A 13564-nucleotide genomic window follows, 5' to 3' on the forward strand; every position below is an offset into this window, starting at 1 on the left:
TTCACACCCCACCGACAGCGTTGTCGTGCAGCGGGATCATCGCCTCGCGAGCCCAGCGTGCGCTGATGCGTTGCCCGGTCTGGTGCTGGGCGCTGACGTCCAGCCACTGCACGTTGGCCTGGCTGATGTTGAGGGTCTGGCCGTTCTCCAGTTTCAGTTCATAGCGCGTGGCGCTGCCCTGGTACTGAATGTCGTGGAGCAAACCGCTGACTTCAATCTCGTGGCTGGCCAGCGGGCCTTCGGCAAAACGCACGTGTTCGGGGCGAATCGAAAACGGCTGTGGATTGCCGCTCAATTGCTTCGCCAGATCGCCGCGAATCACATTGGACGTACCGACGAATTCAGCAACAAAAGTGGTCGCCGGTTTCATGTACAGGTTGCGTGGTGTGTCGACCTGCTCGATGCGCCCTTTGTTGAATACCGCCACGCGGTCAGACATCGACAACGCTTCGGTCTGGTCGTGAGTGACGAAGATGAACGTGATGCCGAGTTGGCGTTGCAGCTTTTTCAGCTCGCTCTGCATTTGTTCGCGCAGTTTCAGATCGAGGGCGCCCAATGGCTCGTCGAGCAGCAGCACGCGAGGGCGATTGACCAGGGCGCGGGCCAGGGCCACACGCTGGCGCTGACCACCGGACAGTTGCACCGGTTTGCGTTCGCCGTAACCGCCTAGGGCGACCATGTCGAGGGCCTCTTCGGCACGCTGCTGGCGTTCAGCTTTGCCGACGCCTTTGACTTTCAAACCGTAGGCGACGTTGTCGAGCACGTTCATATGCGGGAACAGCGCGTAATCCTGAAACACCGTGTTGACGTCACGCTCATACGGCGGCAGCCCGGCGGCTTCTTCGCCATGAATCCGGATAGAGCCTGCGCTCGGTTGTTCGAAACCGGCGATCAGGCGCAAACAGGTGGTCTTGCCCGAGCCGGAAGGGCCCAGCATGGAAAAGAACTCGCCGTCCTGGATATCGATGGAAACCCGGTCAACGGCCTTCACTTCGCCGAACTGACGGGAAACGTTGGTGAACTGGACTGCAAGCGTCATGGTGCGGAACTCCGAAAATCTGAATCTTTAAAAGCATCGCGAGCAGGCTCGCTCCCACAGGTATTGCAGTGAAGATGGGGGATCAAGTTTGTAGCAGCTGCCGAGGAACGAGGCTGCGTCGGGCTGCGCAGCGGCCCCCGAGGGCGGTCCTGCGGACACGCAACGCAGCCTCGTTCCTCGGCAGCTGCTACAGGGGCTTAGCGGCCGCCCATGATCGCGATGTAGTCGTGGGTCCAGCGGCTGTACGGCACGAACTTGCCGCCTTCGGCCTGCGGGGTTTTCCAGAAAGCGATTTTCTCGAACTGGTCGAAACCGTTGGTCTTGCAGCCCTCGGCACCGAGCAGTTCGCTCTCCTTGCACCCGGCTGGAACCGATGGCAACGAACCGAACCAGGCCGCCAGGTCACCCTGGACTTTCGGTTGCAGCGAATGGTCCATCCATTTGTAGGCGCAGTTCGGGTGCTTGGCGTCGGCGTGCAGCATGGTGGTGTCGGCCCAGCCCGTCGCACCTTCCTTGGGAATGACCGAGGCAACTGGTTGCTTGTCCGCCACCAGGCCATTGACCATGTAGCCCCAGGTGCTGGAGGCCACGACACCTTCGTTTTTGACATCGCTCATCTGCACGGTCGCGTCATGCCAGTAGCGGTGGATCAAGGGTCGCTGCTTGCGTAGCAGGTCCAGTACCGCTTTGTATTGCGTTTCGTTGAGCTGGTACGGGTCCTTGATCCCCAGTTCCGGCTGTTTCGCTTTGAGATAGAGCGCCGCATCGGCGATATAGATCGGGCCGTCGTATGCCTGGACCCTGCCCTTGTTGGACTTGCCGTCCGGCAGGGTCTGCTCTTCAAACACCACGCTCCAGCTGTCCGGGGCAGTCTTGAAGACATTGGTGTTGTACATCAGCACGTTCGGGCCCCACTGGTACGGGGTGCCAAAGGTTTGGTTATTGACGACGTACCACGGGCCATCCTTGAGACGAGGGTCGATGTTCTTCCAGTTCGGGATCAACGCGGTGTTGATCGGCTGCACACGCTTGCCGGCGATCAACCGCAACGAGGCATCGCCCGACGCGGTCACCAAGTCGTACCCGCCCTTGGACATCAGGCTGACCATCTCATCGGAAGTCGCCGCAGTCTTCACATTGACCTTGCAGCCGGTTTCCTTCTCGAAACCGGTCACCCAGTCGTAAGCCTTGTCGCTTTCGCCACGTTCGATATAGCCGGGCCACGCCACGATATCCAGCTGACCTTCGCCAGCGCCGACGGCTTTCAGCGGTTCGGCGGCCTGGAGACTGGCGCTGGCCAACAGCGCGGTGGTGATTGCACTGAGCAGTGCGGTCTTGTGCACGAACATGGGGGTTCCCTCTTCTTTAATTATGGTCGGGGCAGTTGTGAACGTGGTGAAGCATGCCGTGAGCGGCTTGTTATTAGCGTAGTCAGAGATGCTGGCCGTGGCGGGCCATGATGTGCCGCACCACGCTGTAGTCCTGAAGCGAATCGCTGGATAAGTCTTTGCCGTAGCCCGAGCGCTTGAGGCCGCCGTGGGGCATTTCGCTGACCAACATGAAATGGCTGTTGATCCAGGTGCAGCCGTACTGCAACCGCGCCGCGACCTGCATAGCCTTGTCCAGGTTCTGGGTCCAGACCGAGGAGGCGAGTCCGTATTCCGAATCGTTGGCCCAGTCCACCGCTTGTTCGAGTTGATCGAAACGGGTCACGGTGACCACCGGCCCGAACACTTCGCGCTGGACGATTTCATCGCTCTGTTTGCAACCGGCCAGCAGGGTGGGCTGGTAATAGAAGCCAGCGCCTGAATGCACTGCCGCGCCCGTCACCCGCTCGATGTGCGGCTGGCCGAGGGCGCGTTCGACGAAACTGGCCACGCGGTCGCGCTGGCGAGTGCTGATCAGCGGGCCGATCTCGTTGTCGGCGTCGCGTTTACCGGCAAAGCGCAGGCTGCTGACCGCCGCACCGAGTTCCGCCACCAATCGATCATGAATCCCGGCCTGTGCGTAAATCCGGCAAGCCGCGGTGCAATCCTGGCCAGCGTTGTAATAACCGTAGGTGCGCACGCCTTCGACCACGGCCTGAATATCCGCATCGTTGCAGACGATCACCGGCGCTTTACCGCCGAGCTCAAGGTGCGTGCGTTTCAGGTTTTTTGCCGCGGCCTGGAGGATTTTTTGCCCGGTGACGATATCGCCGGTCAGCGATACCATGCGCACTTTGGGATGACTGACCAAGTGGCTGCCGACGCCTTCACCACCGCCGCAGACGATATTGATTACGCCGCGCGGCAGGATCTCGGCCAGCGTGGGCGCCAGGGCCAGAATCGACAGCGGCGTGTGTTCGGACGGCTTGAACACCAGCGTGTTGCCGGCGGCGAGGGCCGGGGCAATTTTCCACGCGGCCATCATGATCGGGTAATTCCACGGCGCAATCGAGGCGACCACGCCAATCGGATCGCGACGGACCATGCTGGTGTAGCCCGCTAGGTATTCGCCGCTGAGCTGGCCAGTCTGGCAACGCACGGCACCGGCGAAGAAGCGGAACACATCGACCGTCGCGCTCAAGTCATCCTGGCGAGCCAGGTGCAACGGCTTGCCGCAGTTCAGGGATTCGAGGCGGGCGAGGAGGTCGGCTTGTTTTTCGATGGCGTTGGCGATGTCCAGCAACAGGTTCGAACGTTGCTGCGGCGTGGTCCGCGACCAACCGGCGAAGGCGCGGTGGGCGGCGAGGATGGCGGCTTCGACTTGCTCGGTGCTGGCTTCGGCGATGTGGGTCAGCACTTCCCCGGTGGCCGGGTTGAGGATCGGTTCGACAAACCCCTGGCCCGCGACCAATTCGCCATCGATCAACAACGCGGTGAACAACGGGGTCTGCGCGCCAGCCATTTTTCGGGTTCTCTTTTCTTGTGTGGCCATGCTGCTCCCAGTGACTGGGGCCCCGGCCGTCTTATTGATTCTGCAAGACTAGTGCGCGGGCCCGAGGTCGACAAATTCTAAATACTGAAGGTGGCGTTCGATTAAATAGATGGCTTGCGCCCGCCGTGGGGTTGCTCCCGAGCGACAGTTAAAAACGGATCAACCAACGCCGGGCGCGCGGTGCCACGGCGCCAGGCGAGGCCAACGTCAAGAGTCTGGCTCAGGTCGGCAATCGGCCGCGCTTCAATGATGTCGCCCTCCAGTGACCACGGACGGTAGGTCATGTCGGGCTGGATCGACACGCCTAAACCGGCGGCCACCAGGCTTCGCACGGCTTCCGTCGAGGCCGTTCTCAAGGTGATTCGTGGTTGCAATGACGCGGCCGACCACATGCGCTGGGCGTTGCGGTCCATTTCGTCGACGTTGAGCTGAATCAGCGGCTCGCGGGCCACGTCGGCGAGGTTGATGCTGTCGTGTTCCAGCAGCGGATGCTGGGCCGGCAACCACAGGCGATGGGGCGAGTGGGTCAACACTTCGGTTTGCAAGGCGTGGCGGTCTTCGAGGTTGGAGAGGATCAACACGCCGACATCGATCTCGCCGCTGACCAGCAAATGCTCGATATACGGCCTCTCGTCCTCCATCACCCGGATCTCGACGTTGGGATAGGCGCGCTGGAAACGAGTGAGCAGATCCGCGAGGTAGTAACCGGCCACCAGACTCGTCACGCCAATGATCAACTGGCCGGCGACCTGGTCGGTGCTTTGTTGCAGGCTGCGTTTGGCGTTGTCCACCGTGGCCAGAATCAGGTGCGCCTGGCGCAGGAATTGATGGCCCTGGTGGGTCAGGCTCATGCCCTTGGCGTGCCGGTTAAACAGGCTGACGCCAATCTCCTCCTCCAGTTGCTGGATTGCCAGGGTCAATGTCGATTGGGAAATGAACGCAGTTTGCGCGGCAGCGGAGATCGAGCCGGTCTCGGCCACGGCGATGAAGTGACGAATCTGACGCAAGGTCATCATGGGAAATTACCCGGTGGGCGGTTTTTATAGATTCGCTTGAGTGTATATCGCTTTAATCGATGGCTCTGTTTTTCCAGGCAACATCCAGAAGCACTCTCGTCCCCGGTCGCCGGGCACTTTCGTTCTAGGCTGGTGGCCTTAAGTGTCCGGTTAACCCCTTTCGTGGAGGCGGCAAATGAATACGCGTGGATTGCTCGATCAACTACTCAAGTCCGGTCAGGACCTGATGCAGAACAAGGCCAGCGGCAATCAAAACAAGTCGTCCAGCGGTGGATTGGGCGGATTGCTCGGCGGCAGCGGTGGTTCGGGCGGCCTCGGTGGTCTGCTCTCCGGCGCGGGCGGTGGCGCACTGGCGGCGGGCGCCATGGGCTTGTTGCTCGGTAGCAAAAAGGCCCGCAATGTTGGCGGCAAAGTCGCCATCTACGGCGGTCTCGCAGCCCTCGGCGTCATTGCCTACAAGGCTTACGGCAATTGGCAGGCCCAGCAGGGCACCGCGCCGAAGACTGAACCGCAGACACTCGATCGTCTGCCCCCGGCGCAAGTCGAGTTGCATAGCCAGGCGATCCTCAAGGCGCTGGTCGCCGCAGCCAAAGCCGATGGCCACGTTGATGATCGCGAGCGCGCATTGATCGAAGGCGAATTCACCAAGCTCGACAACGATCAGGAACTGCAGCAGTGGCTGCACGCCGAACTCAGTAAACCGCTCGACCCGACAGAAGTCGCCCGCGCGGCCAGCACGCCGGAAATGGCTGCCGAGATGTACATCGCCAGCGTGATGCTGGTGGATGAGGAGAGCTTCATGGAGAAGTCCTACCTCGATGAACTGGCGCGGCAGTTGAAGCTGGAGCCGGGGTTGAAGGCGGAGCTGGAGAAGCAGGTGCGTCAGGCTTCCCTATAAGGTTCAAGATCGCTTTCGCGGGCAAGCCTCGCTCCACAGGTACTGCGCTGAACTTGTAGGAGCGAGGCTTGCCCGCGAAGGCGTCCCAACTCTCACCACCTCCCGATGGCCAATCTACGGCTCATTTCTTCCACCACGCCCCTGCGACTCGCCACCCGATCCAACGCAAAGCCCTCCCCAAAGGCTCTCCTGCGGTTTTCACGCACAAGGCCGAGAACTGGCAAACCCTCGTCTTATAAATGAAACACCCTCAGCTATACTCCGCAGCATTTGACCCGCCCCGAGGACTGACTGTGAAGAACTGGACGTTGCGCCAACGCATCTTGGCGAGCTTTGCGGTGATCATCGCCATCATGTTGCTGATGGTCATCGTCTCGTATTCGCGGCTGTTGAAGATTGAAACCAGCGAAGCCAGTGTTCGTGAGGACGCGTTGCCCGGGTTGTATTACAGCTCGATGATTCGCAGCGCCTGGGTCGACACCTACCTTCGGACCCAGGAAATGCTCGGTTTGAAAGAGGGGCAGGGTTTCAGCGCTGAAGAAGCCGAAAGCTTCAAAAACTTCGAGGCGCGTCTGCAGGAACAGATGAAGAACTACCAGGCCACCGTCACCACGGATGAAGACAAGGTCGAATACGCTGTTTTCGAAAAACTCCATGATGATTACAACAAGGTTCTGGCCGCTGTGCTCGACCTGCACAAGCGCAATCAGGAAGCCGAGGCCATCAAGATGTTCAACGAGCAACTGACCCCGGCCTGGACCGCAGGTCGCATGAAGCTCAATGACATCATTCGCGAAAACAAAGCCGTGGCTGATCAGGACATTGCGGCCATCGATGACGCTGTGATTACCGCGAAAGTGATCATGGGCATTTCCCTGCTGGTCGCGGTATTGGCCGCCGGCCTCTGTGGTTTGCTGTTGATGCGCGCGATCATGGCGCCGATGAACCGGATTGTGCAGATCCTCGAAATCATGCGCACCGGCGACCTCAGCGGCCGTCTGAATCTGGAGCGCAAAGACGAATTCGGCGCTGTGGAAACCGGCTTCAACGACATGATGACCGAACTCACCTCGCTCGTGTCTCAGGCCCAACGCTCCTCGGTCCAGGTCACCACGTCGGTAACCGAGATCGCCGCGACCTCCAAGCAACAACAGGCCACTGCCACCGAAACCGCGGCCACCACCACCGAGATCGGCGCGACGTCCCGTGAAATCGCCGCCACTTCCCGTGATCTGGTGCGCACCATGACCGAAGTCTCCACCGCCGCCGATCAGGCCTCGGTCGCGGCCGGCTCCGGGCAGCAAGGCCTGGCGCGGATGGAAGAAACCATGCACTCGGTGATGGGCGCGGCGGATCTGGTCAACGCCAAACTGGCGATCCTCAACGAGAAGGCCGGCAACATCAATCAGGTGGTGGTGACCATCGTCAAAGTCGCCGACCAGACCAATCTCTTGTCGCTGAACGCCGCCATCGAAGCCGAAAAGGCTGGCGAATACGGTCGCGGGTTTGCCGTGGTCGCCACCGAAGTGCGGCGTCTGGCGGACCAGACCGCCGTCGCTACCTACGACATCGAGCAGATGGTCCGTGAGATCCAGTCGGCGGTCTCGGCCGGGGTTATGGGCATGGACAAATTCTCCGAAGAAGTGCGCCGCGGCATGTCCGAAGTGCAGCAGGTCGGCGAGCAACTGTCGCAGATCATCCACCAGGTTCAGGCGCTGGCGCCGCGGGTGTTGATGGTCAACGAAGGCATGCAGGCGCAAGCCACCGGCGCCGAACAGATCAACCACGCGCTGGTGCAGTTGGGCGATGCCAGCAGCCAGACCGTCGAGTCCCTGCGCCAAGCCAGTTTTGCCATTGACGAGCTGAGCCAGGTGGCCGTAGGGCTGCGGGGCGGCGTCTCGCGATTCAAAGTCTGATGAGCGAACTTGTGGTCAAACGCGGCGCGGTGGTGCCGGCAAAACACGCGTTGTTTCTGCTGTTTCGCATCGGCAACGAACGTTATGCCTTGCAGGCGCGCGAAGTGGCCGAGGTGCTGCCGCGCCTGCCGTTGAAGCCGATTGCCAAGGCACCGGCCTGGGTTGCCGGGGTGTTCGCCTATCGCGGCACGGTGGTGCCGGTGATCGACCTCAGCGCGCTGACGTTTGGCGAGCCGGCGCAAGCCCGCAACAGCACGCGGTTGGTGCTGGTGCACTATTGGCCGGATGAGGAAACCCCTGCACAGTTGCTCGGACTGATTCTGGAGCAGGCCACCGACACCTTGCGCTGCAACCCGGCGGACTTTAAACCCTATGGCCTGGACAATCGCCAGGCGCCTTACCTGGGGCCGGTCCGAGAAGATGCCCAGGGTTTGCTTCAATGGGTGCGGGTGGCCGATCTGCTCGATGATCAGGTGCGCGCACTGCTGTTTCCTTCGCCACCGCTGGACCCGGCGCTGCTTGAGGAGCGGCCATGAGCAGCGATCAGCGTTTTTTCGACTTCCTCAAGGAACGCATCGGCCTCGACGTGACGTCGGTGGGCCCGGCGATCATCGAACGCGCGGTGCGCCAGCGCAGCACCGCTTCCAGGGCGCTGACGGCCGATGAGTATTGGCACACGCTGCAAGGTTCGCGAGACGAACAGCAGGCGTTGATCGAAGCAGTGATCGTTCCCGAGACCTGGTTTTTCCGCTACCCGGAATCCTTCGCGACTTTGGCGAAACTGGCGATCCAGCGCTTGGCCGAGATCAACAACATGCGCGCGTTACGGATTCTCAGCCTGCCGTGCTCCACGGGCGAGGAGCCGTACTCCATCGCCATGGCCTTGCTCGATGCCGGACTCAAGCCGCATCAGTTCAAGGTCGAAGGCATGGACGTCAGCCCGCTGTCGGTGGAAAAAGCCAAGCGCGCGCTGTACGGCAAGAATTCGTTTCGTGGCCAGGACATCGAGTTTCGCGAGCGGCATTTCAGTGCCGAAGAAGAGGGCTACCGCCTCGACGAGCGTGTGCTGGAACAGGTGCGTTTGCAGGTCGGCAATCTGCTCGATCCGGCATTGTTGGCCAGCGAGCCGCCTTACGATTTTGTGTTCTGCCGCAACCTGCTGATCTATTTCGATCTGCCCACCCAGCAGCAAGTCTTCGAAGTGCTCAAACGCCTGACGCATGTCGACGGTGTGCTGTTTATCGGCCCGGCCGAAGGCAATTTGCTCGGCCGTTTCGGCATGCGCTCGATTGGCATCCCGCAGTCTTTTGCGTTCAGCCGCCAGAGCGCGCCGGCGCCCCAGCCTGTGCCGGTCTTTGTACCGGCGCCGCTGCCCGTGCGCCAACCGGTGCGCAGCGTGACACCGCCGCCCGTGCGTAATCGTCCGTTCACCACCGTCGCGCCGCTGGCCAACACGCCGAAAACGGCTATCGCGGACGCTGCCGCGCTGCTGGCGAACATTGCCGCACTCGCCAACGAAGGCAAAAGTGCCGACGCCCGCGCGGCCTGCGAAACGTATTTGCGCAGTCACGAACCGGTGGCCCAGGTGTTTTACTGGCTGGGACTGCTCAGTGATGTCGGCGGCAGAGTCCTCGAAGCCCAGGGTTTTTATCGCAAGGCGTTGTACCTCGAACCGCAACACCCCGACGCGTTGATGCACCTGGCTGCCTTGCTGCAATCCCAGGGCGACTCGGCGGGTGCCAAAAGATTGCAGGACCGCGCCGCCCGCAGCGAGCGCGCCGCCGACAGTGAGCGTAAACGATGAACGCCTCCGACACCTTGAGCGTCACCCATGAAGATGCCCAGGCCATCGATGACTGCTGGAACCGCATAGGGATCCACGGCGACAAATCCTGCCCGCTGCTGATCGAACACATTCACTGCCGCAACTGCGCGGTGTATTCAGCCGCTGCCACGCGCTTGCTCGACCGCTACGCCTTGCAACAGGTCGATCGCGAGCAGGTCTCGGTGGCGGTCGAAATCGACGTGAAAACCCGCTCGCTGCTGATGTTTCGTCTCGGCGAAGAATGGCTGGGCCTGGCCACCCGCAGCCTGGTGGAAGTCGCGCCGCTGCAAGCGATTCACTCGTTGCCGCATCAGCGCTCCCGGGCGTTGCTCGGCGTGGCGAACGTGCGCGGTGCGTTGGTGGCGTGCCTGTCGCTGGTGGAGCTGCTCGGTCTGGATGGCTCCGGCAGCGTGGCCTCTGGCGCGCGGGTGATGCCGAGGATGCTGATCATTGCCGCTCACGGCGGGCCAGTAGTGGTGCCGGTGGACGAAGTGGACGGGATTCACGCCATCGACGAGCGCATCCTTGAGGCCGCTTCGCAGTCCGGCACCCAGGCCAGCGCCAGATACACCCGGGGTGTGTTGCAATTCAAGGGTCGCAGCCTGCGTTGGCTGGATGAAGAACAGCTGTTGTCCGCCGTGACCCGGAGCCTCACATGACCCCCGAGCAAATGCGCGACGCCTCGTTGCTGGAGCTGTTCAGCCTCGAAGCCGAAGCCCAGACCCAGGTGCTGAGCGCGGGTCTTTTGGCGCTCGAACGCGATCCGACCCAGGCCGATCACCTTGAATCGTGCATGCGCGCGGCTCACTCGCTCAAAGGTGCGGCGCGGATTGTCGGCGTCGATGCCGGCGTCAGCGTCGCGCATGTGATGGAAGATTGCCTGGTCAGCGCGCAGGAAGGGCGCTTGTACCTGCGGCCCGAGCACATCGACGCCTTGTTGCAAGGCACCGATTTGCTGATGCGCATTGCGACGCCGAATAACAACCCGGGGCCGACGGATATCGAAGCCTATGTGGCGTTGATGGCGCGGCTGCTGGATCCGCTGGCGTTGGCCGCACCGATCAGCACGCCGATCGCACCGTTCATCACCGAGTCCGAACCTGAAGCGCTCGCGCCAACGGTCGAAGTCCTGATTCCGGTCGCCGAGCCGCCACCCGCAGATCCACCGAAAAGGACCCGGCGCACCACCGATACTGGCGAACGGGTGTTGCGCGTCACGGCCGAACGCTTGAACAGCCTGCTCGACCTGTCGAGCAAATCCCTGGTGGAAACCCAGCGACTCAAGCCGCACCTGGCCACGATGCAGCGCCTCAAGCGCATGCAGAACAATGGCCTGCGGGCGCTGGAAAACCTCAATGTGCACCTCAAGGAACACGCCTTGAGCCTCGAAGCCCAGGAAGCCTTGCGCGATGCCCGACGGCTGCTGGCCGAGGCGCAGCAAGTGCTGGTGGAAAAAAACGCCGAGCTGGATGAGTTTGCCTGGCAGGCCAGTCAACGGGCGCAGGTTTTGTACGACACCGCGCTGGCCTGTCGCATGCGGCCGTTTGCCGACGTGTTGGGCGGGCAAGTGCGCATGGTTCGCGACCTCGGACGCAGTCTTGGTAAACAGGTGCGGCTGGAGATCGAGGGTGAGAAAACCCAGGTGGATCGTGACGTCCTGGAAAAACTCGAAGCGCCGCTGACGCACTTGCTGCGCAACGCCGTCGATCACGGCATCGAGTCCCCCGAGCAACGTTTGCTTGCGGGTAAACCTGAAGAAGGTCTGATTCGTCTGCGCGCCTCCCATCAAGCTGGCTTGTTGGTGCTGGAACTCAGCGATGACGGCAACGGCGTCGATCTGGAAAAGGTCCGCCGCAGCATCATCGCGCGGCAGTTATCCCCCGCTGAAACGGCTGCCCAGTTGAGCGAAGAAGAGCTGCTGACGTTCCTGTTCCTGCCGGGTTTCAGCCTGCGCGACACGGTCACCGAAGTGTCCGGGCGCGGCGTCGGCCTCGATGCGGTTCAGCACATGGTCCGCCAGTTGCGTGGCGCAGTGGTGCTGGAGCAAACGGCGGGCGAGGGCAGCCGTTTTCACCTCGAAGTGCCGCTGACGCTGTCGGTGGTGCGCAGTCTGGTGGTGGAGGTCGGTGACGAGGCGTACGCGTTTCCGCTGGCGCACATCGAGCGCATGTGCGACCTGGAGCCGGCGGACATTGTTCAGGTCGAAGGGCGTCAGCACTTCTGGTACGAAGGCCGGCACGTCGGGCTGGTTGCCGCCAGTCAGCTGTTGCAGCGCCCGGCGAGCGCGAGCAGCCAGCAAACCCTGAAAGTCGTGGTGATCCGCGAGCGCGAGGCGATTTACGGCGTGGCGGTCGAGCGCTTTATCGGCGAGCGGACACTGGTGGTATTGCCGCTGGACGAACGTCTGGGCAAGGTGCAGGACATTTCCGCCGGGGCTTTGCTCGACGACGGGTCGGTGGTGCTGATCGTCGACGTCGAAGACATGCTGCGCTCTGTGGACAAACTGCTCAACACTGGGCGTCTTGAGCGAATTGCCCGTCAAGGCAGCCAAGTCGTCGAGGCGGCTCGCAAACGGATCCTGGTGGTCGACGATTCGTTGACCGTTCGCGAGTTGCAGCGCAAGTTGCTGCTCAATCGCGGTTACGACGTGGCCGTGGCGGTCGACGGTATGGATGGCTGGAACGCGCTGCGTTCGGAGGATTTCGATCTGCTGATCACCGACATTGATATGCCGCGCATGGACGGCATCGAACTGGTGTCTTTGTTGCGCCAGGACAATCGCCTGCAATCGCTGCCGGTTATGGTGGTGTCCTATAAGGATCGCGAAGAAGACCGTCGTCGTGGACTGGACGCCGGAGCCGACTATTATCTAGCCAAAGCCAGTTTTCATGACGACGCCCTGCTTGACGCAGTGGTTGAGCTCATCGGAGGAGCGCGGGCATGAAAATAGCGATCGTCAACGACATGCCCATGGCCGTGGAGGCCCTGCGCCGCGCCCTGGCATTCGAACCGGCGCATGAAGTGGTCTGGGTCGCCGGCAATGGCGCCGAGGCGGTGCAGCGTTGCGCCGAATATACCCCGGACCTGATCCTGATGGACCTGATCATGCCGGTAATGGACGGCGTGGAGGCTACCCGGCGGATCATGGCCGACACGCCTTGTGCCATCGTCATTGTTACGGTCGACCGTCAGCAGAACGTGCACCGGGTGTTCGAGGCCATGGGGCACGGCGCGCTGGACGTGGTCGACACCCCGGCTCTCGGTGCCGGCAATGCCCAAGAGGCCGCGGCGCCGTTGTTGCGCAAGATCATGAACATTGGCTGGCTGATTGGTGACAAGGGCAATCGCGAACGACCGGCCCCCAGCCCGCTGCGCAGTTCGGCCTCGCGCCAGCGCCTGATCGCGATCGGCTCGTCCGCCGGCGGTCCGGCGGCGCTGGAAGTCTTGCTCAAGGGCCTGCCACAGGACTTTTCGACCGCGATCGTGTTGGTGCAACATGTGGACCAAGTATTCGCCGCTGGCATGGCCGAATGGCTCAGCAGCGCCAGCGGCTTGAACGTACGACTGGCCCAGGAAGGCGAGCCGCCGCAGGCCGGCACGGTGTTGCTGGCGGGCACCAACCATCATATTCGCTTGCTGAAAAACGGCACGCTGGCCTACACCGCCGAACCGGTCAACGAGATCTATCGGCCCTCGATCGATGTGTTTTTCGAGAGCGTGGCCAGTTACTGGAACGGCGATGCCGTGGGCGTTTTGCTCACCGGCATGGGGCGCGACGGCGCGCAGGGGCTTAAACTCATGCGCCAACAGGGCTACCTGACCATCGCGCAGGACCAACAAAGCAGTGCGGTTTACGGAATGCCGAAAGCGGCAGCGGCCATCGATGCCGCCGTGGAAGTTCGCCCACTGGACAAGATAGCGCCACGATTGCTGGAGATTTTCCCCAAATGA

General features: G+C 61.9%; 11 protein-coding genes. 7 read left to right on the forward strand and 4 right to left on the reverse strand.

All coding sequences use genetic code 11. The features are described 5' to 3' along the window. Position 1: 1 nt before the first annotated feature. The 4 genes from ACA053_RS05250 to ACA053_RS05265 all read right to left on the reverse strand — a co-directional run bounded on the left by ACA053_RS05250 (position 2) and on the right by ACA053_RS05265 (position 4974). Entirely contained in the window at positions 2-1039 is a 1038-nt protein-coding gene (locus ACA053_RS05250) for an ABC transporter ATP-binding protein (RefSeq protein ID WP_497315818.1), read from the reverse strand. A gap of 197 nt (positions 1040-1236) precedes the next feature. Further along, positions 1237-2388, reverse strand: a complete 1152-nt coding sequence (gene ydcS / locus ACA053_RS05255) for a putative ABC transporter substrate-binding protein YdcS (RefSeq protein WP_497394675.1) — start codon at positions 2386-2388, stop codon at positions 1237-1239. An 82-nt stretch (positions 2389-2470) separates the two neighbouring features. Beyond that, complete coding sequence (locus ACA053_RS05260) at positions 2471-3958, reverse strand: gamma-aminobutyraldehyde dehydrogenase (RefSeq protein WP_497394676.1); 1488 nt, start codon at positions 3956-3958, stop codon at positions 2471-2473. Between the two features lie 101 nt (positions 3959-4059). Then, on the reverse strand, positions 4060-4974 hold the full coding sequence (locus ACA053_RS05265; protein ID WP_090187962.1) for a LysR family transcriptional regulator: 915 nt from the start codon (positions 4972-4974) through the stop codon (positions 4060-4062). Between the two features lie 175 nt (positions 4975-5149). On the opposite strand from ACA053_RS05265, the gene ACA053_RS05270 reads away from it, so the two are divergent. The 7 genes from ACA053_RS05270 (at position 5150) to ACA053_RS05300 (ending at position 13564) form a co-directional block, all read left to right on the forward strand. Then, the gene (locus tag ACA053_RS05270) at positions 5150-5872 is read left to right on the forward strand and encodes a tellurite resistance TerB family protein (RefSeq protein WP_497394677.1); all 723 of its coding nucleotides are present in this window, start codon (positions 5150-5152) and stop codon (positions 5870-5872) included. 293 nt (positions 5873-6165) lie between these two features. Next, positions 6166-7788: a methyl-accepting chemotaxis protein gene (locus ACA053_RS05275; RefSeq protein ID WP_497394678.1), complete on the forward strand. Its 1623-nt coding sequence runs from the start codon at positions 6166-6168 to the stop codon at positions 7786-7788. Beyond that, positions 7788-8324 (forward strand): chemotaxis protein CheW, encoded by a 537-nt coding sequence (locus tag ACA053_RS05280; RefSeq protein WP_497315832.1) that lies wholly within the window; start codon positions 7788-7790, stop codon positions 8322-8324. The genes ACA053_RS05275 and ACA053_RS05280 overlap by 1 nt, the downstream gene beginning before the upstream one ends. Then, a complete protein-coding gene (locus tag ACA053_RS05285; RefSeq protein ID WP_497394679.1) occupies positions 8321-9592 on the forward strand; it encodes a CheR family methyltransferase in 1272 nt (423 codons plus the stop codon). The genes ACA053_RS05280 and ACA053_RS05285 overlap by 4 nt, the downstream gene beginning before the upstream one ends. Further along, on the forward strand, positions 9589-10272 hold the full coding sequence (locus ACA053_RS05290; RefSeq protein WP_497394680.1) for a chemotaxis protein CheW: 684 nt from the start codon (positions 9589-9591) through the stop codon (positions 10270-10272). The genes ACA053_RS05285 and ACA053_RS05290 overlap by 4 nt, the downstream gene beginning before the upstream one ends. After that, entirely contained in the window at positions 10269-12557 is a 2289-nt protein-coding gene (locus tag ACA053_RS05295; protein ID WP_497394681.1) for a hybrid sensor histidine kinase/response regulator, read from the forward strand. Before ACA053_RS05290 ends, ACA053_RS05295 begins: the two co-directional genes overlap by 4 nt. Beyond that, positions 12554-13564, forward strand: coding sequence for a chemotaxis response regulator protein-glutamate methylesterase (locus tag ACA053_RS05300; protein ID WP_497394682.1), 1011 nt, complete (start codon positions 12554-12556; stop codon positions 13562-13564). Before ACA053_RS05295 ends, ACA053_RS05300 begins: the two co-directional genes overlap by 4 nt.

Source organism: Pseudomonas sp. LBUM1672 (assembly GCF_059695655.1).

Coding starts and splice junctions, on each gene's coding strand:
- ACA053_RS05250 (WP_497315818.1), bottom strand. CDS start 1,039: ATGACGCTTGCAGTCCAGTTCACCAACGTTTCCCGTCAGTTCGGCGAA.
- ydcS (WP_497394675.1), bottom strand. CDS start 2,388: ATGTTCGTGCACAAGACCGCACTGCTCAGTGCAATCACCACCGCGCTG.
- ACA053_RS05260 (WP_497394676.1), bottom strand. CDS start 3,958: ATGGCCACACAAGAAAAGAGAACCCGAAAAATGGCTGGCGCGCAGACC.
- ACA053_RS05265 (WP_090187962.1), bottom strand. CDS start 4,974: ATGATGACCTTGCGTCAGATTCGTCACTTCATCGCCGTGGCCGAGACC.
- ACA053_RS05270 (WP_497394677.1), top strand. CDS start 5,150: ATGAATACGCGTGGATTGCTCGATCAACTACTCAAGTCCGGTCAGGAC.
- ACA053_RS05280 (WP_497315832.1), top strand. CDS start 7,788: ATGAGCGAACTTGTGGTCAAACGCGGCGCGGTGGTGCCGGCAAAACAC.
- ACA053_RS05285 (WP_497394679.1), top strand. CDS start 8,321: ATGAGCAGCGATCAGCGTTTTTTCGACTTCCTCAAGGAACGCATCGGC.
- ACA053_RS05290 (WP_497394680.1), top strand. CDS start 9,589: ATGAACGCCTCCGACACCTTGAGCGTCACCCATGAAGATGCCCAGGCC.
- ACA053_RS05295 (WP_497394681.1), top strand. CDS start 10,269: ATGACCCCCGAGCAAATGCGCGACGCCTCGTTGCTGGAGCTGTTCAGC.
- ACA053_RS05300 (WP_497394682.1), top strand. CDS start 12,554: ATGAAAATAGCGATCGTCAACGACATGCCCATGGCCGTGGAGGCCCTG.